A 24,874-nucleotide genomic window follows, 5' to 3' on the forward strand; every position below is an offset into this window, starting at 1 on the left:
ACGGGGCGTGCCACCTCACCCGTCGTTCTGCTGTCGCTGGAACTCGTTGAACTTCTCGACCAGACGCTGGTGATCCTCGTAGGTGACGGCGAACTCGGTGGTGTTCCCGTCGACCGAGACGAAGTACATCCACTCGCCCGGTTCCGGGTCGATCGCCGCCTCCACCGCTTCCGAGCCGGGGTTGCCGATCGGTCCCGGGGGGAGACCTCGATAATAGTATGTATTGTACGGATCATCATGACTGCGGAGAGTATCCGGGTTCAGGAGGATCTCGCTCTGATTCATGATGTAGTTGTATGTGGAGTCGAACTCGATCTTGCCGTTCGTCTCATCGTTGGTGGGCTCGAGCCGGTTGTAGACGACCCGGGCCATCTTCCGGAAGTCCTCGTGGGTCTTGCCCTCCGCCTGCACCAGGCTGGCAACGGTCAGCACATCCATCGGGGACTCCAGCCCCAGACTCTGCGCCGCGGCGGCGAGATCGAACCGCTCGTACTCCTTGACGGCGCGGTCGACCATCTGGCTCAGCAGGTCCTCGGGCGTGACCCCCTCGCCCACGTTGTACCGCGCCGGAAAGAGGAACCCCTCCAGGGGGCTCTTTATCTCCGGATTCCCGGTGGCCCAGTCCGGCAGGTCGAAGTCCCCGCTCTCGGCGATCTCCTCGGTGGTTCCTTCGGCGAGGTCGAGCCGCTCGTCGATCGCCTGGTAGACCCGGGTGGTGCGCCACCCCTCCGGAATGGTGAGCGTGTTCAGCGCCTCCGGGGAGACGAGCATCTCGATGGCCGCCACGGCGGACATCTCCTTGCGCAGCGTGTAGACACCTGCCTGGATACGCCGGGACCTCTCCTCGTCGGCCGCTGCGGCGGCGACGAAGGCGTCGTGGCTCTTGACGACCCCCGCCTCCTTGAGGATGTTCCCCATCTTGGAGAGAGAGGCGCCCTCGGGGATCTCCACCTGGACCTCACCCGTGCCCTCACCGGCGTAGTCCTCCGGCGGACCGCCGCCGCCGAACCTGCTGTCGTAGAACTGGTAACCGAGGTATGTGGCGGTGCCCAGCCCTCCGGTGAGGACGAGAGCGGCAACCAGACAGGCGAAGCCGCTGCGCTGAGGCTTGCCCTTCTTCTTGGACCTTCCGCCGCGCCTGCCACCGGGCTCGTCACGGTCATCGACGTCATCATCGTTGTCCCGCCCGGAGAAAAAATCGCTCTCCCCCTGGTCCGGCCCCGGGTCCCACCCGGTGTCCGGGTCGGGACCGGACGGCTCCTCCGGCCGCCGGCGTGCGCCGGGTCCCGGAGCCGGGCGCCGCCCGGCGTCCTGCGGGGGCATGGGCTCAGCCTGCTGGGGCGCCGTGTTCCGCTGCGCGCCCGCGCCGTAGGCATCGGGCTGCTCGCGACCGTAGGGGTCGTAGGGCTCGGCGTCGTAGTGCTGCCCTCCCTCCCAGCCGCCCTGCTGGGGGTACGGATACCCGGAGGCCTGTTGCTGCTGGTAGGGGTCATGATGCTGCTGGGGGTGATACCCCTGGTAAGGGTCCTGGTGCTGCTGGGGGTGCTGCTCCGGGTAGGGGTGAGCGCTCTGCTGGTACTGCTGGTGGTGCGGGTACCCCGGTGACTGCTGCTGGTACTGCTGGTCCTGCGGATAACCGGACTGCCCGTGCTGGTGGCCCTGAGGGGGGTGCTGCTGGTGGGGATGCTGCTGGTGGGGATGCTGCTGGTGGGGATGCTGCTGGTGATCGCCGTGCCCGGACGGCCACTGCCCCTGACCGCCGGCGTCGCCGTGCCGCGGGGCATGGCCATCCTGGGTGCCGTACCCGTCACCCCATCCCTGATCTCCGTAGAGAGGGTCGTCGGGGTGCCACGGTTCGGAGCCGGGACCCCGGCCATAATCACTCATCGATCCCCTTGTGACGTACAGCGGCAGCCGTTCTTTCCCTGTCCGGTCGAACGCTCGCCCGCAGGCCGGTAGTCCTGCTGTTCGATTGACTGCCTTGTCGCGCGGAACGTTACCGTATAGCCATCAGACAACCACTTCGACGCACTGCCCCGGCGGCCGCCCCGACACCCGTTCGGTCTCCAGAGCACTCTGCAGGATGACCACCGCGGCAGCCTGATCGATGCGCCCGCGGCCCTTCCGCGCCGAGACCCCGGACATGCGCATCTCCTGTGCGGCGGTCACGGTGCTCATGCGCTCGTCCACCAGACGTACGGGAACCGGGGCCACCCGTTGAGCCGTCTCGCGCGCGAACGCACGCACCTTGCCCGCCGCCGGGCCCTCCCCTCCCCGCAGGGACCGCGGAAGGCCCATCACCACCTCCAGCGGTTCGTACTCGGCGACGAGTTCGGCCAGTCGACGCTGGGCTGCGGCCCGGTCCCGTCCCGGCACCGTCTCCACGGGCGTGGCCAGCAGCCCGTCGGGGTCACAGCTGGCGACCCCGATCCTGGCGTCACCGACGTCCACGGCCAGCCGCCGGCCCCGCCGCATCACGCACTCCCGGACACGAGCCGTTCGACCGCGGCCAGTGCCTCGTCGATGGCAGCCGGGTTCTGGCCCCCGCCCTGCGCCACATCGGGCTTGCCGCCCCCACCGCCGCCCAGGGCCTTGGCCGCGGCACGGACCAGGTCACCCGCCTTCAGCCCGCGCTCACGGGCCGCCTCGTTCGTCGCGATCACGGTCACCGGACGATTGCCCACCACGCTGAACAGGGCCACCACGGCGGCCCTGTCGGACGCTCCCGCTCGCGACTGCAGCCGGTTGCGCACGTCCAGGACCAGCTTGCGCAGGTCGTCCGCGGTGGTGCCGTCCGGTACCCGGGCTCCCGCCAGGGCGACACCGTGGACGTCCCGGGCACTGTCGGCCAGTCCTCCGGCGGCCTGCAGCACCTTCTCCGCGCGGAACCGCTCGATCTCCTTCTCCGCCTCCCGCAGCCGGGAGAGCATCCCGGAGACCCGCTCGGGCAGTTCCTCGGGCCGTCCCTTGAGCAGCTCGGTGAGCTGGGAGACCACCGTGTGCTCCCGAGCCAGGAACTGGTAGGCGTCGGCACCCACCAGCGCCTCGACCCGCCGCACGCCCGAGCCGATGGAGGATTCCCCGAGCAGCTTCACCAGCCCGAGCTGGGCGGTGTTGTGCACATGGGTACCGCCGCACAGCTCCTTGGAGAAGTCCCCGATGGTGACCACCCGGACCCGGTCGCCGTACTTCTCGCCGAACTCGGCGATGGCGCCCTGCCTCCTCGCCTCTTCCATCGACATCACCTCGGCGGTGACGTCGAGTTCCCTGCCGAGCACCTCGTTGATCTGCTGCTCGACATCGGTGAGGACCGCGGTGGGCACCGGGGCCGGAGAGCCGAAGTCGAACCGGAAACGGCCCGGCGCGTTCTCGGAACCGGCCTGGGCGGCCGTCGGGCCGAGGGCGTCGCGCAGCGCCTGGTGGGTGAGATGGGTGGCACTGTGCGCCCGGGCGATGGAGCGGCGACGGCGCACGTCGATGCGGCAGAACGCGCCGGCCCCCACGGTCACCTCGCCGACCTGGACGGCCCCCTTGTGGACCGTCACGCCGGGCACGGGCTGCTGGACGTCACGGACCTCGATGACTGCCCCGGAGTCCAGCTTGATCCGGCCGGTGTCGGCGAGCTGCCCTCCGCCCTCGGCGTAGAACGGCGTGCGGTCGAGCACCACCTCGATGTCGTCGCCCTCGGCGGCCGCTGGGGAGGGCAGACCGTCCACGAGCAGGCCGACCACCGTGGCCTCGCCGGAGGTGTGGGTGTAGCCGGTGAACTCGGTGGTACCGGCCCGGTCGGCGACCTCGCGGTAGGCGGACAGGTCGGCGTGGCCCTGCTTCTTGGCCTGGGCGTCGGCCTTGGCCCGCTCCCGCTGCTCCTTCATCAGGCGGCGGAAACCCGTCTCGTCCACGCTCAGGCCCTGCTCGGCCGCCATCTCGAGGGTGAGATCGATGGGGAAGCCCCAGGTGTCGTGGAGCAGGAAGGCCTTCTCACCCGGCAGCACGGTGCCTCCCGTGGCCCGGGTCTCCGCGACGGCCGCGTCCAGGATGCCGGTACCCGCCTTGAGCGTCTTGAGGAAAGCCGACTCCTCTGCCAGGGCGACCGTCTCGATGCGCTTGCGGTCGGTGAGCAGCTCGGGGTACTGCTGTCCCATCGTCTTCAGGACGACGTCCACCAGGTCCCCCACGACACGCGTCCCGGCGCCGAGGATGCGCATGGTGCGGATGGCCCGTCGCATGATGCGGCGCAGCACGTAGCCGCGGCCCTCGTTGCCGGGGGTGACGCCGTCGCCGATGAGCATGACGGACGTGCGCATGTGGTCGGCGACCACGCGAAGCGCCACGTCGGTACGCTCGCTGTCGCCGTAGCGGACCCCGGTGAGTTCGGTGGCCCTGTCGATGACCACCCGCAGGGTGTCGGTCTCGTACATGTTGCGGACACCCTGGAGGACCATGGCGAGCCGCTCAAGGCCGAGACCGGTGTCGATGTTCTGGCTGGGGAGTTCACCGAGAATGGGAAAGCCGGTCTTACCGGAGCCCGGCCCCCGTTCGTACTGCATGAAGACGAGGTTCCACAGCTCGACGTAGCGTTCGTCGTTCACGGCCGGGCCGCCCTCGGGGCCGAATTCGGGCCCTCGGTCGTAGTTGATCTCCGAGCACGGGCCACACGGCCCGGGAACGCCCATGGACCAGAAGTTGGGCCCCATCCCCAGTCGCTGAATGCGCTCGGCGGGTACTCCGATCACCTCGCGCCAGATCCGCTCCGCCTCGTCGTCCTCCTCGTAGACGGTGATCCACAGCCGCTCACCGTCCAGGCCGTATCCGCCTTCCTCCTGTGGGGAGGTCAGCAGCTCCCAGGCGAGCTTGATGGCACCTTCCTTGAAGTAGTCGCCGAAGGAGAAGTTCCCGCACATCTGGAAGAAGGTGCCGTGCCGCGTGGTCTTGCCGACCTCTTCGATGTCCGGGGTCCGCACGCACTTCTGCACGCTGGTGACCCGGGGCGCGGGGGGTGCGGCCTCGCCGAGGAAGTACGGCTTGAAGGGCACCATCCCCGCCGGGACCAGCAGCAGGGTCGGGTCGTCCGCGATCAGCGAGGCCGACGGCACCACAAGGTGCCCGCGCTCCTCGAAGAAGCTCAGCCAGCGGCGGCGGATCTCTGCCGACTCCATCAGTGGTCCTCTTTTCGGGTTGTGCGCGGTACCGGGCCGAGCCCGGGCCGGCCGGTCTGCGGGGGGATCACGCGCTCGCGTTCCTCGGCGGGCGCGTGGGGAAGTTCACCGATGCCCAGCGCGTCCTGCAGCTCGCCCTCGCGCTGGGCCATGCCGGTCCGCACGTCGAGAGCGAAATCGCGCAGGCGCTGACCGGCGAGGACGGCACGGTCCGCCGTCCGGACGGCGACACTCTCCGGCGCGAGACTGCGCAGCTTTCGCTGGACCTTGGTGGTGGCCCACACACCGGCAGCAGCGCCGGTGGTGAACCAGAAGGCGCGGCGGAACATCTGGCGGATCAGTCCTTTCGGGGCCGGCCGCGCCGGGGGGACGGCAGCGTACGGCCGGCGACGGTACGGCGCGGCGGCTGAGTCTCACGCCGGCGCAGAGCCCGCCGGACGCCGTAACCGAACGCGGCGACCTTGACCAGCGGACCCCCGAACGTGGTGGCCACGGTGGAGGAGAGAGCGGAGGCGTTGGAGGTCACCTCCTGGACATCGGAGGCGATGGTCTCCACCCGGTCGAGCTGGCTCTGTGCGGAGCGGATCGTCTCGGACGCCTCTCCGAGCAGCGGAACCGCCTGCCGGGTCACCTCGGTCACGAGCTCGGTCGCCGCCCTGAGCGTCTGTGCGAGCCTCACCAGTGCGACAGCGAGGAACGACACCAGAATCGCCCAGAAGACGGCCACCAGGAGACCGGCCACTTCTCCACCGGACACGCTGCACCGCTTCCCTGAAGTCCTATGGGTCGGCCGCCGCTCACCCTGCGGCCTGCCCGGGAGCGGCGGCGGTTACCGACCCTACCGTGACCGGGCGGCAGGTCCGTACCGACATTCTCCGCTGCCGGGGCCGGGCGGCAGCCGGACCCGGTCCAGGGCTCATCGCGCGTAGTACTCGACCACCAGCTGCTCGTCGCAGATCACCGGGATCTCGCTGCGGTTGGGGTCCCGGTCCAGCCGGAACGCGAGCGCCGGCAGGTTGACGTCCAGGTATCGCGGCGTCTCGCCGTCGGGTGCCCAGCCTCCCTCACGGGCCACCTGGAACGGGTGCTTGTCCCGGCTGCGCTCCCGCACGGCCACCACGTCACCGGGCCGGACCCGGAAGGAGGGCTTGTCGACCTTGCGGCCGTTGACCGCGATGTGGCCATGGACCACCATCTGGCGGGCCTGGTAGATGGTGCGGGCGAGACCGGAGCGAAGCACGAGCGCGTCCAGGCGGCGCTCCAGCTCCACGATGAGCGCCTCGCCGGTCTTTCCCTCCACCTTCCGGGCCCGGTCGTACGCCCGGGCCATCTGCCGCTCGCTGATGTCGTACTGGGCCCGCAGCCGCTGCTTCTCCAGCAGCCGGACCTTGTAGTCGCTGGTCTGCTTGCGGCCGCGCCCGTGGACACCCGGGGGGTAGGGGCGCTTCTCGAAGTACCGCACGGCCTTGGGGGTCAGGGCGACCCCCAGCGCGCGGGACTTCTTGACCTTGGGACGCGACTGGTTCACGGAAGAAGACCTTTCTCAATGGTTTAGGTAAGGCTTACCTTAGCCGAGGCCGGTCGTGCGTTCGCACCGCCGGTCCGGGACTGCCGGTGGTCAGGGCCGGTCGCCGCCTCCACCGGCCAGCCGGCGGCGGACGCGCTGGAGCACCTCCGCGTACCGGGCCTCGGCTCCGTGCCGGGTGGGGTGGTAGTAGCGCTTGCCGTGCACGGTGTCGGGGGCGTACTGCTGGGCGGCGATACCGCCCTCGACGTCGTGCGGGTACTGGTACCCCCTTCCGTGGCCGAGACCTTCGGCACCCCGGTAGTGGCTGTCCCTCAGGTGCGACGGCACCTGCCCGGCCAGACCCGCCCGGACATCCGCGAGAGCAGCGTCGACCGCCAGGTAGGCGGCGTTCGACTTCGGTGCCAGAGCGAGCGCCACGGTGGCCTGGCCCAGTGGGATGCGCGCCTCCGGATAGCCGATCATGGCGACTGCCTGAGCGGCCGCCACAGCGGTCTGCAGGGCGGTCGGGTCCGCCATGCCGATGTCCTCACTCGCCGAGATCATCAGCCGCCGGGCGATGAACCGCGGATCCTCCCCGGCCTCGATCATGCGGGCGAGGTAGTGCAGGGCGGCGTCGACGTCCGAGCCGCGGATGGACTTGATCAGTGCGCTGGCCACGTCGTAGTGCTGGTCGCCGTCCCGGTCGTAGGTGACCGCCGCCCGGTCCACCGCTTCCTCCAGCGTCCGCAGGGTGACAGTGCCCTCCCCCTTGACCATCGCCGCGCCGGCCGCCGCCTCCAGCGCTGTGAGCGCGCGGCGGGCGTCACCGCCGGCGATGCGCAGCAGGTGGGCCTCGGTGTCGTCGGGCAGCCCGATCGCCCCGCCCAGTCCCCGCTCGTCGCCTGCGGCCCGGCGCAGCAGCCCGCGCACGTCCTCGTCGGTGAGCGGCTCCAGGGTCAGCAGCAGGGAACGGGACAGCAGCGGCGAGATCACCGAGAAGTACGGGTTCTCCGTGGTGGCGGCGATGAGGGTGACCCAGCGGTTCTCCACAGCGGGCAGCAGGGAATCCTGCTGCGCCTTGCTGAAGCGGTGGATCTCGTCGAGGAAGAGGACGGTGTCGCGGCCGTAGCCGCCCGACGAACGGCGGGCCCCCTCGATCACGGCCCGCACCTCCTTGACCCCGGACGTGATCGCGGACAGCTCGACGAAGCGCTTGTCGGTGGCCCTGCTGACCACATGCGCCAGCGTGGTCTTGCCCGTGCCGGGCGGCCCCCACAGGATGACCGAAGCGGGCCCGGCCGTCCCGGCGCCGCCCTCGCCGACGAGGCGGCGCAGCGGGGACCCGGGGCGCAGCAGGTGCTGCTGGCCGACCACCTCGTCGAGGGTGCGCGGGCGCATCCGCACGGCCAGCGGGCTCGCGGACGGGTCCTTGGCCTGGCGTTCCTCGGCGGCGGCGGTGAACAGGTCGGGCTCCACACCCCGAAGCCTAGGTCACGCCACCGACGAACGACTCCGGGAGCGGCCGGCCGCGGGGGGGGCATCTAGCCGAGCCAGAAGTCCCACCAGCGGGTCAGGATCAGCATGCCGACGATGCCGATGTGCACCGTGGGCAGCAGCCAGTGGAACTCCTCCAGGGTCCGCCGCAGGGCCGGAGGTGCGGGGATGAACCCGGAGCGCACGTTGTGCAGGGTGGTGTACCAGAACATGGTGATGGTGGCGACCCAGGCCAGGCAGCACCACAGGCAGAGTGCGACGATCTGGTACAGCGACTGATACATCAGCCAGGTGCAGAACCCCACCCCGAAAAGGGTTCCGGCCTGCAGGCCGAGCCAGAACCAGCGCCGGTAGCGGGCGCCGGCGGCCAGGCCCGCCCCGATGGCGATCACCATGCCGTAGGTGACCAGTCCCAGCATCGGGTTCGGGAACCCGAAGACGGATGCCTGGTCGCTCTCCATGATGTTGCCGCAGGAGACCACCGGGTTAATGCTGCAGGCCGGCGAGAAGTCCGGGTCCTCCAGCAGGCGGAACTTGTCGAGGGTGATGACCCAGGAGGCGAGCAGCCCCATGGCCCCGGTGATCACCAGGAGCCAGGCGAAGCCGCGCCCGGAGCCGACTCCGCCCGGAGGCGGCTCGGGAGGGCTCTCCTGCCCCGGGCCGTCGTGGGTCATCTCGTCCCCGGGTGCCGTCGTCGTCATGGTCTCAAGCCGTCCGTCCTGCCAGTGGTGCCGCCATGGAGCCGGTCACCGCCATTGTGCCCCAGCGGCCGCCTTCTCAGGAGGGCTCCGGCCGGAGTGCGGCCAGCAGCGTCCCCACCAACGCTCCGAGCCCGACGGGGCTCTGTTCTCCGCTGGCGAGGTCCTTCAGCTGGACCGTGCCCTCGGCGAGGTCCCTCTCCCCGGCGACCAGCGCGAACCGGGCACCGGAGCGGTCCGCCGACTTCATGCCGTTCTTCATCCCCTTGCCCCCGTAGGCGAAGTCGGCAGCCACGCCGGCCCGGCGCAACTCGGTGACCAGGGCGAACAGGGCACGGCGGGCGTCCTCGCCGAGCGGCACCGCGAAGACCTCGGTCCCCCGCGGGAGGTCCGGGGCGATCTTCTCGGCACGCAGCGCCAGCACGGTCCGGTCCACTCCCAGCGCCCAGCCCACGGCGGGCAGGGCCGGCCCGCCGATCATCTCGGAGAGCCCGTCGTAGCGGCCCCCGCCGCCCACCGCGGACTGGGAACCGAGACCGTCGTGGACGAATTCGAACGTAGTGCGGGTGTAGTAGTCGAGTCCGCGCACCAGCTTGGGATCGTCCTCGAAGGTGATGCCCGCGCCGGTGAGCAGCTCACGCACCTGCTCGTGGTACTCCTTGCACGCCTCGCACAGGTGGTCGCGCATCAGCGGGGCGCCGGTGAGCTGCCGCTGGACGGCCTCCCGCTTGTCGTCCAGGACCCTCAGCGGGTTGACCTCGATGCGCCGGCGGGTGTCCTCATCCAGGTCCAGACCGCGCAGGAAGTCCTGCAGGGCTGTCCGGTACCCGGGGCGGCACTCACGATCTCCCAGGGAGTTGAGCAGCAGCCGGACTCCGGTGAGCCCCAGGGAGGCGTAGGCGTCGGCGGCCAGGATGATCAGTTCGGCGTCCAGCGCCGGGTCCTCCGCGCCCAGAACTTCGGCACCGACCTGGGAGAAGTGCCGGTAACGGCCGGCCTGCGGGCGCTCGTACCGGTAGTAGGAACCCGAGTACCACAGCTTCACCGGCAGGGCCCCGCGGTGCAGATTGGCCTCCAGCGCCGCGCGCAGCACCGAGGCGGTGCCCTCGGGCCGCAGTGCCAGCCTGTCCCCGCCCTTGGTGGTGAGGGTGTACATCTCCTTGGTGACGATGTCGGTCGATTCGCCGACGCCCCGGGAGAAGAGTTCCACCTGCTCGAAGCCCGGTGTCTCGATGTAGCCGTAGCCGGCCCGGCGCAGTGGCGCGGCCATCGCCTCCCGCACGGCCAGGAAGTCCGCGGAGTCCGGCGGGATCAGGTCGTAGGTGCCCCGGGGGGCGGAGAAAGTGCTCACAGCAGAGGTCTTCTTCACATTCCTCGTCGCGGAGCCTGGAGGTCCACGGCTCCTGGGCCGCCGGCCACCTCCCGCAGATACGGGTTGGCGGCGCGTTCGCGGCCGATGGTGGTCTGGGGTCCGTGTCCGGACAGCACCACGGTCGAGTCGTCCAGCGGCAGGCACACACGGGCCAGCGAGCGCAGGATCTCGGCGTGGTCACCGCCGGGCAGGTCGGTGCGTCCGATGGAGCCGGCGAACAGCAGGTCGCCCGAGAAGAGCACCGGGGGGATGTCGGGCTGTTCCGGGAGCCTGAAGGTCACCGACCCCTCGGTATGCCCGGGCGCGTGCGCGACGGAGAACTCCAGCCCGGCCAGCGCCAGCGCGGCGCCGTCGGAGAGCTCCAGCAGGTCGTCCGGCTCCCCGACGGTCAGTTCACCCATCAGCGGCTGCCCGATGGCCCGCCCCAGGGCCTTCTCCGGGTCGGAGAGCATGTAGCGGTCCCGTGGGTGGATCCAGGCGGGGACGCTGTGTGCCCCGCACACCGGGACCACGGAGGCGACATGGTCGATGTGACCATGGGTGAGGACGACTGCCACCGGCTTGAGCCGGTACTTGGCGACCGTCTCCGCGACTCCTTCGGCCGCCTGGTGGCCGGGGTCGATGATCACGCATTCCTCGCCCGCGGCGGGCGCGACAAGGTAGCAGTTGGTTCCCCAGGCCCCGGCGGGAAAGCCGGCAATCAGCACGTTCGCCCCTCGGTGTCGGTCCGGTGCCCGTGCGGCGACGGACGGTGTACAGAGCCTACCGGCGGCGGGCGGAGCGGGGCGAACCCGCCGGGCCGGAGCTCGGCCCGGAGGCAATTCGCCTGCCCGCAAGTGCGGACAGCCGGGTGGCCGGTCGCCTATGTTGGCGTTGTGTAGGGTGCCTTCGCCGGTCGGGCGGGCCCGGAAGCCGGATCGAGACCGGACGAGAACTGTGGACGATGCCGGGGGCGGTGCATCCCCTCCCGGCATCATGTGGAGGAGGCGCTGTGAGCAGCGACCCGTGGGGCCGCGTCGATGAGACGGGGACCGTGTACGTGCGGACAGCCGACGGGGAGAAGGTCGCCGGTTCGTGGCAGGCGGGTTCCCCTGAGGAGGCTCTCGCCTATTTCGAGCGCAAGTACGACGGCCTGGAGGTGGAGGTCGGTCTCCTCGAGCACAGGGCGAAGACGACCGATCTGCCGGCGAAGGACGCCATGGCGGCCATCGAGCACCTGCGGGAGCAGGTGGCCCAGGCTCACGCCGTCGGTGACCTGGCGGCGCTGGACCGGCGGCTGACCGCGCTCACCGGCGTGGTCGAGGCGCGCCGGGAGGAGCGCAAGGCGGCCCGGGCCAGGCAGGCCGAGGAGGCCAGGCGGGCCAAGGAGTCCCTGGTCGCCGAGGCGGAGGAGCTGGCGGGCAGTGATCAGTGGCGTTCGGCCGGCGAGCGGCTGCGGGAACTGGTGGGCACCTGGAAGGGCCTGCCGCGGCTGGACCGCAAGGCGGACGACGAACTGTGGCACCGCTTCTCGCACGCCCGGTCGGCCTTCTCCAAGCGCCGCAAGGCGCACTTCGCGGCGCTGGACGCGCAGCGGGAGGAGACCCGGCGCCGCAAGGAGAAGCTGATCACCGAGGCGGAGAGCCTGTCCGGCTCGACCGACTGGGGGCCCACGGCGGCACGCTACCGTGAGCTGATGCGGGACTGGAAGGCCGCCGGGCGCGCCCACCGGGACGCGGAGGAGGACCTGTGGGCCCGGTTCCGGGCGGCGCAGGACGCCTTCTTCCAGGCCCGTGGCGAGGTCTTCGCCGAGCGCGACGCCGAGCACCGGGAGAACCTGGCCCGCAAGGAGGAGCTCGCCGCCGAGGCCGAGAAGCTGCTGCCCGTCACGGACGTGAAGGCGGCCCGGGCGGCTCTGCGGTCGATCGGTGAGCGCTGGGAGGCCATCGGCCACGTGCCGAGGGACGCCCGGGCCGGTATCGAAGGCCGCATGCAGGCGGTCGAGCGGGCCGTCCACGAGGCCGAGGACGCGGAGTGGCGCCGGACCAACCCCGAGGCCAGGGCGCGGGCCGAGGGCCTGACCGGGCAGTTGCAGGGGGCGGTGGACAAGCTGCGCGAGCAGGCCGACAAGGCACGGGCGGCCGGGAACACCGCCAGGGCCGAGAAACTGGAGAAGGAGCTGGCGGGCCGGCAGGCGCTGCTGGACCAGGCGCTGAAGGGGCTGCAGGAGTTCGGCGGCTGACGGGCTCTCCGCTTCTTCCGGGGCCCCGGCACGCGCTCGCGTGCCGGNGTCAGGGCCGTCGGGCCGAGGTGACCCGGTAGACGTCGTAGACGCCCTCGACTCCACGGACCGCCTTCAGCACGTGTCCCAGATGCTTGGGATCACCCATCTCGAAGGTGAACCGCGAGGTGGCCACCCGGTCACGGGAGGTCTGCACGGCCGCGGAGAGAATGTTCACATGCTGGTCGGACAGCACCCGGGTGACATCGGAGAGCAGCCGACTGCGGTCCAGCGCCTCGACCTGGATGGCCACCAGGAAGACCGAGGACTGGGTGGGGGCCCACTCGACCTCCAGGATGCGCTCGGGCTCCTTGCACAGGGAGTCGACATTCACACAGTCCGAGCGGTGGACCGAGACGCCACTGCCGCGGGTCACGAAACCGATGATCGGGTCGCCCGGGACCGGGGTGCAGCAGCGCGCGAGCTTGACCCACACATCGTCGATGCCCTTGACGACCACCCCGGGGTCGGCCGTGGAGCGCCGCTTGCTGCGGGCGGGCACCGGCGGCGCGGTCTCCGCGATGTCCTCGCTGGCCGCCTCCTCCCCGCCGACGGCCTGGACCAGCTTCTGCACCACGCTCTGCGCCGAGACGTGCCCCTCCCCGATCGCGGCGTACAGGGAGGAGATGTCCGGATAGCGCATCTCGTGGGCGAGGGTGACCAGGGAGTCCCCGGTCATGACGTGCTGGATCGGCAGGTTCTGCTTGCGGATGGCGCGGGCGATGGAGTCCTTTCCCTGCTCGATCGCCTCGTCCCGGCGTTCCCGGGAGAACCACGCGCGGATCTTGTTCCGTGCCCGCGGTGACTTGACGAAGCCGAGCCAGTCGCGGGAGGGCCCGGCACCCTCCGCCTTGGAGGTGAAGATCTCCACGGTGTCGCCGTTGTCCAGCGTGGACTCCAAGGGGACCAGACGGCCGTTGACCTTGGCCCCTATGGTCCGGTCGCCGACCTCGGTGTGCACCGCGTAGGCGAAGTCGACGGGAGTGGCCCCCGCCGGCAGGGCGATCACATCGCCCTTGGGGGTGAAGACGAAGACCTCGTTCCGGGAGAGGTCGAAGCGCAGCGACTCCAGGAACTCCCCGGGGTCCTCGGTCTCCTTCTGCCAGTCCAGCAGCTGCCGCAGCCAGGCCATGTCGTCGACGGTCTCGCCCTTGCGCGGGCCCTCCGAGCGGATCTTGGAGGCCCCGGCGACGGCCTGCTGCTTGTACTTCCAGTGCGCGGCGATGCCGTACTCCGCGCGCCGGTGCATGTCGAAGGTGCGGATCTGCAGTTCGACCGGCTTGCCGCCGGGGCCGATAACCGTTGTGTGCAGCGACTGGTACATGTTGAACTTGGGCATCGCGATGTAGTCCTTGAACCGCCCGGGAACCGGGTTCCACCGCGCGTGCACGGTGCCCAGCGCCGCGTAGCAGTCCCTCACGGTGTCCACCAGGACGCGGATGCCGACCAGGTCGTAGATCTCGGCGAAGTCCCGTCCTCGCACGATCATCTTCTGGTACACACTGTAGTAGTGCTTGGGGCGCCCGGTCACTGCCGCCTTGATGCGGGCGCCGCGGAGGTCGGCCTGCACCTCGTCGATCACCGTGGCCAGATACTCGTCGCGTTTGGGCGCGCGCTCGGCCACCAGCCGGACGATCTCGTCGTACATCTTGGGGTAGAGGATGGCGAACGCCAGGTCCTCCAGCTCCCACTTGATGGTGTTCATGCCCAGCCGGTGCGCCAGCGGTGCGTAGATCTCCAGCGTCTCGCGGGCCTTCTGCTCCTGCTTGTGACGCTGCAGGAAACGCATGGTGCGCATGTTGTGCAGCCGGTCGGCCAGTTTGATGACCAGCACACGGGGGTCCTTGGCCATCGCGACGACCATCTTGCGCACGGTCTCGGCCTGCGCGGCCTCGCCGAACTTGACCTTGTCCAGCTTCGTGACCCCGTCGACGAGCAGCGCGACCTGGTCGCCGAAATCGCGCCGCAGGGCCTCCAGCCCGTACTCGGTGTCCTCGACGGTGTCGTGCAGCAGGCCGGCCATCAAGGTGGCCGGGTCCATGCCCAGCTCGCCCAGGATGGTGGTCACCGCGAGAGGGTGGGTGATGTAGGGATCGCCGCTCTTGCGCTTCTGCCCGCGGTGCCAGCGCTCGGCGACCTGGTAGGCCCGCTCGATCTGCCGCAGCACGGCGGTGTCGGCCTTGGGGTCGTTGGCCCGCACCACCCTCAGCAGTGGCTCCAGCACGGGGTTGTAGGGCGTGGAACGCTGAACGCCCAGCCGCGCCAGGCGGGCGCGGACCCGGTTGGAGGACCCGGAGCGCCCGGAGATCCCGGACACGGCCGGTGGCTGCGGCTTGGGCGCGCTCGCACCGTTCGTCCGGGCCGTCGTCTGCCCGGTCGGCCTGGCGTTCTGCCGCTCGGCGGAGGTCAGCGGCTTGGCCTCGTCTGGCAAGGGCACTCCTTCACGGGCCTTTCCTGCCGGGTGACCGGGAAAGGGAGCGGTCCGGACGGGCCGCGGGACGGCCTTCGGGTCCGGCCGGAGAAACGATCGGACTGCCATGGTAGCCAGATCCGGCCCGGGAGCTCGTTTCCGGCCGGGTCGGCATCGCGGCCCGGCTTCCGGCGGAAGGGATCCGCCGGAAGCCGGGCCGCGATGTCGTGTCCGCTGTGCTCCCGCGTACTGTCAGACGGTTATCAGCGCCTCGAACGGAGCGCCCTCCAGGGCGGTGAGCACCCGGTCACGGCCGGCGAGGAAGCCGATCTCCAGCAGCACGGCCAGGCCGACGACCTGCGCCCCCGCCCGGCGGATGAGCCGCAGCGAAGCCTCCGCGGTGCCGCCGGTGGCCAGTACGTCGTCGATCACCAGGACGCGGTCGTCCGCGGACAGGTCCTCGGCGTGGATCTCGATCTCCGCGCTCCCGTACTCCAGGTCGTAGGCCTGGGAGAGCGTGGCGCCGGGCAGCTTCCCCGCCTTGCGGACCGGGATGAATCCGAGGCCCGCCCGTTCCGCTGCGGGGGCGGCGAGGATGAAGCCGCGTGCCTCCAGGCCCACGACCTTCGTCGCCCCGTGCTTCCGGCACAGCTCGGCCAGCGCCTCGGTCAGTGCCGAGAAGGCGGCCGGGTCGGCGAGCAGCGGGGTGATGTCCTTGAACACCACCCCGGGTGCGGGGTGATCGGCCACGTCGCGGATGCGGCCCAGCAGCAGGGCACGCAGGCCCTCCGGCACCGGAGTCACCGCGCTCACCGCCGCTTGCCCGAGGGACGGCCCCGCCCGCGGTTGCGGGAGGCGGGCTGTCGGCGCGGGCCCACCACGGTGCTCGCGGTGGTGGCTCCGGCATCCTCAGCCCCGGAGTCGTCATCGCCCGTCTCGTTCTCCGCACCGGTGGCTGCGGCCTGTGCCGCGGCCTCCCGCTTGGCCAGGATCCGCTTGTCGTGCGCGCGGATCTCCCGGTCGCGCAGCTTGAAGTCGGTGACCAGCGGGGTGGCGATCATGATCGAGGAGTAGGTTCCGGCGGCCAGGCCGATGAACAGCGACAGCGCGATGTCCTTCAGCATGCCACCGCCGAGCAGCCCGGTGCCGATGAAGAGCAGCGCGCCGACCGGGAGCAGTGCCACCACCGAGGTGTTGACGGACCGGACCAGGGTGGCGTTGAGCCCCAGGTTGGCCAGTTCGCCGTAGGTGCGGCGGGACTGTTTGGTGACGTTCTGGGTCTTCTCCTTGACCTTGTCGAAGACCACCACCGTGTCGTACAGCGAGTAGCTGAGGACGGTCAGCACGCCGACCACGGTGCCGGGGGTGACCTCGAAGCCGACGATGGCGTAGACCCCGACGGTGATCACCAGGTCGTGGAGCACGGCGACGAGCGCCGCCATCGACATCCGCCACTCGAAGGCGATGGCGAGGTAGAGCGTCACCAGGATGAGGAACACCACCAGGCCCTGCAGGGCCTTGCTGCTCATCTGGTCGCCCCAGCTGGGACCGACCAGGTCGGTGCTGAGTTCCTGCACGGGGATGCCGAGCTCACCGGCCAGCACCTCCCGGGTCTCGTTGGACTGCTCGGTGTCCAGTCCGGTGACCTGGATCCGCAGAGCGCCGTCACCCATGCGCTGGACCCTGGCCTGGCTGCCGGAGGCCTCCTGTGTGACCTCACGTGCCTCCTCGACCGTCATCTCGACGGCGGGGGGCGTGGTGAAGACCGCGCCGCCCTGGAACTCCACGCCCATGTTCAGGCCGCGCAGGCCCAGACCGCTCAGTGCGATGACGACGAAGGCGAGAGTGACGCCGTACCACAGCTTGCGCTTCCCGACGAAGTCGTAGGCGGTCTCGCCGCGGTAGAGCTTGGAGCCCAGTGAGCCGAGCCGTGACATCTCAGGCCTCCTTCGGTTCGGCGGGGACGGTGACGCGGCGGCGGCCGCGTCGCAGCGGCGGCTGCATGCCCAGCCGCTTGGGGTCGAGGCCGGACCACGGATGGCCGGAGGCGAAGAACTTCCTGCGCATCAGCAGTGTCACCATCGGCTTGGTCAGCAGGAACACGATGAGTACGTCCAGCGCGGTGGTCAGGCCGAGAACGAAGGCGAAGCCCTGCACCGAGCCGACGGAGACCAGGAAGAGCACCACGGCGGCAAGGAAGGACACCATGTCGGAGACCAGGATGGTGCGCCGCGCCCGGGGCCAGGCCCGCTCGGTGGCCGGGCGGACCGGGCGCCCCTCACGGACCTCGTCACGGATCCGCTCGAAGTAGACGATGAAGGAGTCCGCGGTGATGCCGATGGCCACGATGGCGCCGCAGACCGCCGGGAGGCTCAGCGCGAAGCCGATGGCCGGGCCCAGCAGCGTCATGATGACGTAGCTCAGTGCCGCCATGGCCAGCAGGCTGGCGACGGCGACCATCGCCAGAGCCCGGTAGTAGACCACCAGGTAGCCGAGCACCAGCAGCAGGCCGATGCCGCCGGCGATGAGGCCGGCCTTGAGCTGCTCGGCGCCGAGCGTCGGCGAGACGCTGACGACGTTGCCCTCCTCGAAGGAGATCGGCAGCGCGCCGAACTTGAGGATGTTGGCCAGTTCCTCCGAGGACTCCTGGGTGAAGCTGCCCGAGATCTCGGCGCTGCCGCCACCGATGCGGGTGGAGACGCTCGGCGCGGAGACGATCTCGCCGTCCAGCACGATGGCGAACTGGTTCTGCGGCTGGAACTGGGTGGCGAGCTCGGCGGTGACGTCGGCGAACTTGTCGGCGCCCGCGGAGTTGAACTCCAGCTGGACGATCCAGCCCATGCCGCGCTGGGTCTCGTAGACGGCGCTGGCATCGGTGACGTCGGTGCCGGGGACGGCCACCGGACCGAGGGCGTACTTGGCCATGCCATCGGTGTCGCAGGCGACGATCGGCTCGGAGTCGTCGACCTGTGCCGCGGCACGGCCGGCCTCGGCACGGGCCTCGGGAGTGGTGCAGTCCAGCTCGGCGAGTTGTGCCAGCAGCTCGTTCTCCGCGCCGTCCTCGTCCTCGGAGGTGCCGTCCTCGGCGCCTTCGCCGGGCTCCTCGGTCTCCTCGCCGTCCTCGGTGGCTTCCTCGCCGTCCTCGGTGCGGAACGACGCGTGGGTGGCGGTCGTGGCCCCTGCCGGAGCCGTCGCGCCGGGCGAGCGCAGGCTCTGGTCGCTGCGCTCCTCCTCGCCGTCCTCGCCCTCCTGCTCCTCGCCGCCCTCGGCGTCCGGGTCGACGGCCTCCTCGTCGGGGGCCGGCTCCTCGCCGCCGGGCAGCGGCGCGGCGGAGTCGATGCTCAGCACCGGCCGGAAGCCGAGCTGGGCCGTCACCCCGACCTGCTCCCGAGCCTGCTCCTCGTCCGTACCCCGCGGGATGCTGACGACGATGTTGCGGTCGCCCTGGGTCTGCACCTCCGCCTCGGCGACGCCCAGACCGTTGACGCGCCGCTCGATGATGCTCGCGGCGGTCTCCAGGTTGGTCTGGTTGACCGCGTTCTGGTTGCGCGCGTCCTCGGTGGCCGTCAGCGTGATGCTGGTGCCTCCGGCGAGGTCGATGCCCAGTCGTGGGGTGTTGGCGCCGGAGAGGAACATCCCTCCGGTGAGCACCACCGTGATCAGCAGGATCAGCAGCAGAGCGCGCCCGGGCTTGGCCTGGGCGGCCGGGGACCTGCGGTCTCTCGATGAGGACCTGAGGTCATTGTTCGGTGTCGCCACCTTCTCGTCTCTCTCTTGTCCAACGGCTCGCGCCCGGTGGTCGCCGCGCGGCTCAGCGGGTGGATTGGCAGGCACCGGTGCCGGGACGGCCCGCAGCGGGCCGGGTGGGGCGGCACCGGCACCGTTTCAGGACTTGGAGCCGTTCTCGCCGTCGCGCCGCGAGTCCTGCGAACCGGGCTCCTCACCGGAAGCCCCCTCGGCGGTGCCGTTCTCCGTCTTGTCGAGGCCGACCCGGTCGTCACGGCCCGCCTGCTCCTCGCCGGTGAGTGCGGAGGCGTCGTCGGGCACCACGGGGGTCTCGTCCGGGAAGGCCGGCTCGCCGCTGATGATCCGCTCGTACTCCTCGGGCTCGAGGACGGCGCCGATGGCGTTCTTCGCGTACATCGTGGACACGCCGGGGGTGATCTCCAGCAGGACGGTGTCCTCGTGGACCTCCTTGACCAGGGCATACATGCCGCCGATCGTCCGGACCCCGGTGCCGGGTTCCATCGAGTCACGCATCTGCATGGCTTGGCGCTGCTTGTTCTTCGCCGACCGGGTCATGAGGAACATGACACCGATGAGCAGGATGAACGGGAAAAGAAAGGCGATATCCACGGCGGAAGAATTTCCTTCGCACGGCCGCGGCTCGCGCGGCCTGGTATTCGGGGTGGGCATGCCGTCCAGGACGGATGGCGTCGGCGGAGTCTAAGCGAGGCTACGCCTGGGGAACAACGTCAAGGATGGCATTGGAGTTCCTTTAGAGGCCAATTCCGCCGCCGTCACGCCCCGAAGAGTCCCGTCTGGCCGCCCCGGTCCGGTGACGGCGGCGGCACCAGGCCGAGGTGCTGCCAGGCCGCCGGGGTGGCGACCCGGCCGCGCGGAGTCCGGGCCAGCAGACCCTGCCTGACCAGGAAGGGCTCCGCCACCTCCTCCACGGTCTCGCGCTCCTCCCCCACCGCGACCGCGAGGGTCGAGAGCCCGACCGGCCCTCCGCCGAACAGCTTCAGCAGGGCAGTGAGCACCGCCCGGTCCAGGCGGTCCAGGCCGCGCTCGTCGACCTCGTACACCTCCAGGGCGCGCAGGGCGGCCTCCCGCGTCACCACGCCGTCGGCCTTGACCTGGGCGTAGTCCCTCACCCGGCGCAGCAGCCGGTTGGCGATCCGGGGGGTGCCACGCGACCGCCCGGCGATCTCGCCGGCTCCGTCCTCGGTGACCTCCACCTCCAGCAGCCCGGCGGACCTGCGGATGACATGGCCGAGTTCCTCGGGCGTGTAGAACTCCATGTGACCGGTGAACCCGAAACGGTCACGCAGCGGCGGAGGCAGCAGGCCGGCCCGCGTGGTGGCGCCCACCAGGGTGAAGGGCGGCAGCTCGAGCGGGATCGCGGTGGCACCGGGCCCCTTGCCCACGATGACGTCCACCCGGTAGTCCTCCATCGCCATGTAGAGCATCTCCTCGGCGGGACGGGACATCCGGTGGATCTCGTCCAGGAAAAGAACCTCCCCCTCGGTCAGCGAGGACAGGATCGCCGCCAGGTCGCCGGCGTGCTGGATGGCAGGGCCGGAGGTGATGCGGATGGGAGCGTTCATCTCCGCCGCGATGATCATGGAGAGCGTGGTCTTCCCCAGGCCGGGAGCTCCCGACAGCAGCACGTGGTCCGCCGTGGCACCACGCGCCCGTGCCGCCCGGAGCACCAGATCGAGTTGTTCGCGGACGGTGGACTGGCCGACGAACTCCGCGAGGTCCTTCGGCCGCAGGGCGGCCTCGGCCGCGCGGTCCTCCCCGTCGGCTTCGGCGCCCACCAGGCGGGTTCCCCCATCGGGTGCGGTCTCGTCCCAGGTCATGGGCGGTGTCCAATCAGCGGGAGCGGTTCAGGGTCTGCAGGGCCGCGCGCAGCAGCTGCGCGACCTGGGGCGGGCCGGAGCCTGCGGCCTCGGCCCGGGGCTCGACGGCCGTGACCGCCTCCTCCGCCTCGCGGGCCGCATATCCGAGGCCCACCAGCGCGGTGTGGAGCTGCTCGCGCCAGTCCGGTGTCCCGGAGGAGCCGGAGCGGACCGGTGCGGAGCGGCCCGCGGCGGCCAGAGGTTCGCCCAGCCGGTCACGAAGCTCGAGAAGAAGCTTCTGGGCTCCCTTCTTCCCGATACCGGGCACCGCCGTCAGCGCCTTCTCGTCGCCCGCGGCAACCGCTCGGCGGAGATCGTCGGGCCGGTGGACGGCGAGCATCGCCTGGGCGAGCCGGGGTCCGACCCCGCTGGCGGTCTGGAGCAGCCAGAAGACCTGCCGCTCGTCGTCGTCGGCGAAGCCGTAGAGCGTGAGCGAGTCCTCGCGGACGACCAGCGCGGTGGCCAGCCGGGCCGGCTCCCCGACCCGCAGCCCGGCCAGGGTCGCGGGGGTGCACTGCACCGCCAGCCCGACACCGCCGACCTCGACCACCGCGGTGTCCGGGGCGAGCGCGGCGACCGGTCCGGAGACGAACGTGATCATGTGCTGCTGTCCTTGGAAGGTCGAACGGCGCCACGGCCGGCCGCCGCGGCGTGGGCCTGCTCCAGGCGGTTGTGCGCCGGGGCACGCCAGATATGGCAGATGGCCAGGGCCAGCGCGTCCGCGGCGTCGGCCGGGCGGGGCGGGGCGGCCAGCCGCAGCAGCCGGGTGACCATCGCCCCGACCTGAGCCTTGTCCGCACGTCCGCTGCCGGTGACGGCCGCCTTGACCTCGCTGGGGGTGTGCAGGGCGACGGGCAGGCCCCGCCGGGCCGCGCACAGCATGGCGACGGCGCTGGCCTGGGCGGTGCCCATCACGGTACGGACGTTGTGCTGGCTGAACACTCTCTCCACGGCGACGGCTTCGGGCCGATGGGCGTCCAGCCACTCCTCGATGCCGCGTTCGATCAGGACCAGACGCCCGGCGGTGGCGGATCCCGCGTCGGTGCGCACCACCCCCACCGCGACCATCCGCAGTGGGCGGCCCGTGGTGCCCTCCACCACTCCGATGCCGCAACGGGTCAGGCCCGGATCGACCCCGAGTACCCGCATGCGCACTCCCCTTCCCCGGCCCTGCCTGCCTCCCTGGAGGCTACCGTCCGCCGCCGACAGCGGCGGACGGGCTCGGCCGGACGAGTCCGGGCCGGGCTCTCAGGCGTCGACCTTCGCCATCACATCGTCGGGGACATCGAAGTTGGCGAAGACGTTCTGCACGTCGTCGCTGTCCTCCAGCGCCTCGATCAGCTTGAAGATCTTGCGGGCGCCCTCCTCGTCCAGCTCGACCTGCATGGTGGGCAGGAAGCTGTTGTCCGCGGAGTCGTAGTCGATGCCCGCCTCCTGCAGAGCGGTGCGGACCGCCACCAGATCGGTCGCCTCACTCACCACCTCGAAGGATTCCCCGAGGTCATTGACCTCCTCCGCACCGGCATCCAGCACCGCGCCCAGGACGTCGTCCTCGCTCAGGCCCTCCTTGGGGACGATGACCACGCCCTTCCGGTGGAAGAGGTACGACACCGAGCCCGGATCGGCCATGGACCCGCCGTTGCGGGTCATCGCGACCCGGACGTCCGAGGCTGCGCGGTTGCGGTTGTCGGTGAGGCACTCGATGAGCACCGCGACACCGTTGGGACCGTAGCCCTCATACATGATCGTCTGATAGTCGGCGCCGCCGGCCTCCAGACCGGCGCCGCGCTTGACCGCACGGTCGATGTTGTTGTTCGGGACCGAGCTCTTCTTCGCCTTCTGGATGGCGTCGAACAGCGTGGGGTTGCCGTCCGGGTCGGCGCCTCCCGTACGCGCGGCGACCTCGATGTTCTTGATCAGTTTGGCGAAGAGCTTGCCGCGCTTGGCATCGATCACGGCCTTCTTGTGCTTGGTGGTTGCCCACTTCGAGTGGCCGGACACAGCCTCGCTCCTTCGATGGCGCCAACAGAACCGACGCGGGAGATCCTACCGCCAGTGGATCAGCCCGCGGCCCGGACCATGTCCGCGAAGTAGCGGTGCACCCGGTGGTCCCCGGTCAGTTCCGGGTGGAAGGAGGTCGCCAGAAGCCCGCCCTGGCGGACCGCCACGCTGTGTCCCCCGTACCGGGCCAGCGAGAGGGTCCCTGCTCCGGTGGACTCCACCCACGGGGCCCTGATGAAAACACCCTGCACGGGACCACCGTCGATGCCCTCGACCTCCACAGCCGCCTCGAAGGACTCGTTCTGCCGTCCGAAGGCGTTCCGGCGCACGATCATGTCGATGCCGCCGATGGTCTCCTGCCCCGAACGGGGGTCGAGGATCTTGTCCGCGAGCATGATCATCCCGGCACAGGAGCCGTAGGCGGGCATGCCCGCCCTCACCCGCTCGCGCAGCGGCTCCAGCAGGCCGAACGCCGTGGCCAGCTTGGACATGGTGGTGGACTCGCCGCCGGGGATCACCAGACCGTCCACCGCCGCCAGCTCCTCCGGGCGCCGGACGGGGCGGCCCCGCGCGCCGGCCCCGGTCAGCGCGTCCAGATGTTCGCGGACATCGCCCTGGAGAGCCAGGACACCGATCTCGGGCATGCTCACGTGATACCTCTCGACAACGGCTGCGGGCGGGCGCACAAGCGCGCCCGCCCTCAGGGACACCGGCTGGTCACCAGCCGCGGGACGCGTAGCGCTCGGCTTCCGGCAGCGTGTCGCAGTTGATGCCGACCATGGCCTCGCCCAGGCCGCGGGACACATCCGCGATCACCTTGGGGTCGTCGCAGAAGGTGGTGGCCTTCACAATGGCGGCGGCCCGCTTGGCAGGGTCACCGGACTTGAAGATGCCCGAGCCGACGAAGACGCCCTCGGCCCCGAGCTGGCGCATCAGCGCCGCGTCGGCCGGGGTGGCCACCCCGCCGGCGGAGAACAGGACCACCGGCAGCCGGCCGAGCCCGGCGACTTCCTTGACCAGTTCGTAGGGGGCACGCAGTTCCTTGGCCGCGGCGTACAGCTCGTGGTTGTCCAGGCCTCGCAGCCGGGCGATGTCGCTCTTGATCTGCCGCATGTGACGCACGGCCTCGACCACGTTCCCGGTACCGGCCTCCCCCTTGGAGCGGATCATGGCCGCGCCCTCGGAGATCCGGCGCAGCGCCTCACCGAGGTTGGTGGCACCACAGACGAACGGAGTGGTGAACGCCCACTTGTCGCTGTGGTTGACCTCGTCGGCCGGGGTGAGGACCTCCGACTCGTCGATGTAGTCGACGCCGAGCGCCTGAAGGATCTGGGCCTCGACGAAGTGGCCGATGCGGGACTTGGCCATCACGGGGATGGAGACCGCTTCGATGATGCCGTCGATCATGTCGGGGTCGGACATCCGGGCCACGCCGCCGTCCTTGCGGATGTCGGCGGGGACCCGCTCCAGGGCCATGACGGCCACCGCGCCGGCGTCCTCGGCGATCCTGGCCTGCTCCGGGGTGACCACATCCATGATCACGCCGCCCTTGAGCTGCTCGGCCATGCCGCGCTTGACGCGGGCTGTACCGGTCTCGGAGTTCTGGGGCGTGCTGGGGGACGTGCTGGACACGGTGTGGACCTCACTCGGCGATCGACGGACGATGGGCGTACTTGGCTGCCGGAACGGGCCGGCACGGGGCGCACTACCCCGCCTTGTCGATGAAACCTCCCCGGGACATGTCCGCAAAGGGCCAATCGTCAGTCAGTGGCCTGCCCCGCCGCCGCCCGCTCCGGCCGCGTGGGCGTCCAGAGCCCGCGGCGGCTCGTCGTCCATCTCGAAGGCCAGCGGAGACGCGGCATGCCCGGCCAGCCGGAACCAGCGCACCGTGCGGTGCCTGCGCAGCGCCCGGGCGGCGCGGACCGCGTCGTTGTGGAATCTGCGGGCCATCGGGACCCGGCGCACCGCGGCGGTCAGCTCCTCCGCGGTGGCCTCACCGCCCGGTGCCCGGCGCACCGCCTCCACTTGGGCACCGTCGGCGAACACGGCGCGCAGCGCCTGGCTCAGCTCGCTCTCGGCGACCTCCCGGTGCTCGTCCTCGGCCAGCCGGGCCGCGTGGGCCGCCTGGTAGAGCACCATGGAGGCGGCGGGGTCGAAGACCCCGGCGGTGGCCAGTTCCTGGGTGATGGAGGCACGGCGCAGCAACTGCGCGTCCAGGGCGGCACGGGCCGCGTCGATCCGGGCGTGCAGCCGGTCCAGCCGGCCGGCCGTCCAGCTGAGGTAGACACCGATGAGGAACAGGACAGCCGCTGTCCAGATGAGAGTGGTCACGGCCGGTCACCATACCGG

Annotated in this window: 23 protein-coding genes; 1 reads left to right on the forward strand and 22 read right to left on the reverse strand. The window is 70.7% G+C overall.

Annotation, left to right across the window (positions count from 1 at the left end; all coding sequences use genetic code 11):
• Positions 1-15: 15 nt before the first annotated feature.
• The 10 genes from mltG to ABD299_RS00490 all read right to left on the reverse strand — a co-directional run bounded on the left by mltG (position 16) and on the right by ABD299_RS00490 (position 10,937).
• Positions 16-1,887 (reverse strand): endolytic transglycosylase MltG, encoded by a 1,872-nt coding sequence (mltG, locus tag ABD299_RS00445; protein WP_344257833.1) that lies wholly within the window; start codon positions 1,885-1,887, stop codon positions 16-18.
• A 123-nt stretch (positions 1,888-2,010) separates the two neighbouring features.
• Positions 2,011-2,475 (reverse strand): Holliday junction resolvase RuvX, encoded by a 465-nt coding sequence (ruvX, locus tag ABD299_RS00450; protein ID WP_344257835.1) that lies wholly within the window; start codon positions 2,473-2,475, stop codon positions 2,011-2,013.
• The gene (alaS, locus tag ABD299_RS00455; RefSeq protein ID WP_344257836.1) at positions 2,475-5,159 is read right to left on the reverse strand and encodes an alanine--tRNA ligase; all 2,685 of its coding nucleotides are present in this window, start codon (positions 5,157-5,159) and stop codon (positions 2,475-2,477) included. Before alaS ends, ruvX begins: the two co-directional genes overlap by 1 nt.
• On the reverse strand, positions 5,159-5,488 hold the full coding sequence (locus ABD299_RS00460; RefSeq protein WP_344257837.1) for a DUF6167 family protein: 330 nt from the start codon (positions 5,486-5,488) through the stop codon (positions 5,159-5,161). The genes alaS and ABD299_RS00460 overlap by 1 nt, the downstream gene beginning before the upstream one ends.
• A gap of 8 nt (positions 5,489-5,496) precedes the next feature.
• Entirely contained in the window at positions 5,497-5,916 is a 420-nt protein-coding gene (locus tag ABD299_RS00465) for a DUF948 domain-containing protein (RefSeq protein WP_344257838.1), read from the reverse strand.
• A 159-nt stretch (positions 5,917-6,075) separates the two neighbouring features.
• On the reverse strand, positions 6,076-6,687 hold the full coding sequence (gene rpsD / locus ABD299_RS00470; RefSeq protein ID WP_344257839.1) for a 30S ribosomal protein S4: 612 nt from the start codon (positions 6,685-6,687) through the stop codon (positions 6,076-6,078).
• Between the two features lie 90 nt (positions 6,688-6,777).
• A complete protein-coding gene (locus ABD299_RS00475) occupies positions 6,778-8,142 on the reverse strand; it encodes a replication-associated recombination protein A (RefSeq protein ID WP_344257840.1) in 1,365 nt (454 codons plus the stop codon).
• 65 nt (positions 8,143-8,207) lie between these two features.
• Entirely contained in the window at positions 8,208-8,861 is a 654-nt protein-coding gene (locus tag ABD299_RS00480) for a vitamin K epoxide reductase family protein (RefSeq protein ID WP_425581217.1), read from the reverse strand.
• Positions 8,862-8,937: 76 nt separating this feature from the next.
• Complete coding sequence (hisS, locus tag ABD299_RS00485; protein WP_344257842.1) at positions 8,938-10,209, reverse strand: histidine--tRNA ligase; 1,272 nt, start codon at positions 10,207-10,209, stop codon at positions 8,938-8,940.
• A 14-nt stretch (positions 10,210-10,223) separates the two neighbouring features.
• Complete coding sequence (locus ABD299_RS00490; RefSeq protein WP_344257843.1) at positions 10,224-10,937, reverse strand: MBL fold metallo-hydrolase; 714 nt, start codon at positions 10,935-10,937, stop codon at positions 10,224-10,226.
• 284 nt (positions 10,938-11,221) lie between these two features.
• Here ABD299_RS00490 and ABD299_RS00495 point away from each other — a divergent pair, with 284 nt between their 5' ends.
• Entirely contained in the window at positions 11,222-12,451 is a 1,230-nt protein-coding gene (locus tag ABD299_RS00495) for a DUF349 domain-containing protein (RefSeq protein ID WP_344257844.1), read from the forward strand.
• 49 nt (positions 12,452-12,500) lie between these two features.
• Here ABD299_RS00495 and ABD299_RS00500 read toward each other — a convergent pair whose 3' ends face one another.
• From ABD299_RS00500 to ABD299_RS00555, 12 genes are all read right to left on the reverse strand, one after another.
• The gene (locus tag ABD299_RS00500) at positions 12,501-14,921 is read right to left on the reverse strand and encodes a RelA/SpoT family protein (protein WP_425581218.1); all 2,421 of its coding nucleotides are present in this window, start codon (positions 14,919-14,921) and stop codon (positions 12,501-12,503) included.
• Between the two features lie 231 nt (positions 14,922-15,152).
• A complete protein-coding gene (locus tag ABD299_RS00505; protein WP_344257938.1) occupies positions 15,153-15,704 on the reverse strand; it encodes an adenine phosphoribosyltransferase in 552 nt (183 codons plus the stop codon).
• 5 nt (positions 15,705-15,709) lie between these two features.
• A complete protein-coding gene (gene secF, locus ABD299_RS00510; protein WP_344257845.1) occupies positions 15,710-16,837 on the reverse strand; it encodes a protein translocase subunit SecF in 1,128 nt (375 codons plus the stop codon).
• Between the two features lies 1 nt (position 16,838).
• Positions 16,839-18,659 carry a protein translocase subunit SecD gene (secD, locus tag ABD299_RS00515; protein ID WP_344257847.1) on the reverse strand — a complete coding sequence of 607 codons (1,821 nt, stop codon included), beginning with the start codon at positions 18,657-18,659 and terminating at the stop codon, positions 16,839-16,841.
• 126 nt (positions 18,660-18,785) lie between these two features.
• Complete coding sequence (yajC, locus tag ABD299_RS00520; protein WP_344257848.1) at positions 18,786-19,256, reverse strand: preprotein translocase subunit YajC; 471 nt, start codon at positions 19,254-19,256, stop codon at positions 18,786-18,788.
• Positions 19,257-19,420: 164 nt separating this feature from the next.
• A complete protein-coding gene (gene ruvB, locus ABD299_RS00525) occupies positions 19,421-20,485 on the reverse strand; it encodes a Holliday junction branch migration DNA helicase RuvB (protein WP_344257849.1) in 1,065 nt (354 codons plus the stop codon).
• 13 nt (positions 20,486-20,498) lie between these two features.
• On the reverse strand, positions 20,499-21,125 hold the full coding sequence (ruvA, locus tag ABD299_RS00530; protein WP_344257851.1) for a Holliday junction branch migration protein RuvA: 627 nt from the start codon (positions 21,123-21,125) through the stop codon (positions 20,499-20,501).
• Positions 21,122-21,673, reverse strand: coding sequence for a crossover junction endodeoxyribonuclease RuvC (gene ruvC, locus ABD299_RS00535; protein ID WP_344257853.1), 552 nt, complete (start codon positions 21,671-21,673; stop codon positions 21,122-21,124). Before ruvC ends, ruvA begins: the two co-directional genes overlap by 4 nt.
• Positions 21,674-21,772: 99 nt before the next feature.
• Complete coding sequence (locus ABD299_RS00540; protein WP_344257855.1) at positions 21,773-22,525, reverse strand: YebC/PmpR family DNA-binding transcriptional regulator; 753 nt, start codon at positions 22,523-22,525, stop codon at positions 21,773-21,775.
• A 59-nt stretch (positions 22,526-22,584) separates the two neighbouring features.
• Complete coding sequence (gene pdxT / locus ABD299_RS00545) at positions 22,585-23,169, reverse strand: pyridoxal 5'-phosphate synthase glutaminase subunit PdxT (protein ID WP_344257857.1); 585 nt, start codon at positions 23,167-23,169, stop codon at positions 22,585-22,587.
• A 73-nt stretch (positions 23,170-23,242) separates the two neighbouring features.
• Entirely contained in the window at positions 23,243-24,157 is a 915-nt protein-coding gene (pdxS, locus tag ABD299_RS00550) for a pyridoxal 5'-phosphate synthase lyase subunit PdxS (protein WP_344257860.1), read from the reverse strand.
• Positions 24,158-24,289: 132 nt separating this feature from the next.
• Positions 24,290-24,856, reverse strand: coding sequence for a LemA family protein (locus ABD299_RS00555; protein WP_344257862.1), 567 nt, complete (start codon positions 24,854-24,856; stop codon positions 24,290-24,292).
• Positions 24,857-24,874: the final 18 nt, after the last annotated feature.

This window comes from Streptomyces sodiiphilus, assembly GCF_039529215.1.
In the GTDB taxonomy this organism is placed as follows: Bacteria; Actinomycetota; Actinomycetes; order Streptomycetales; family Streptomycetaceae; genus Streptomyces; species Streptomyces sodiiphilus.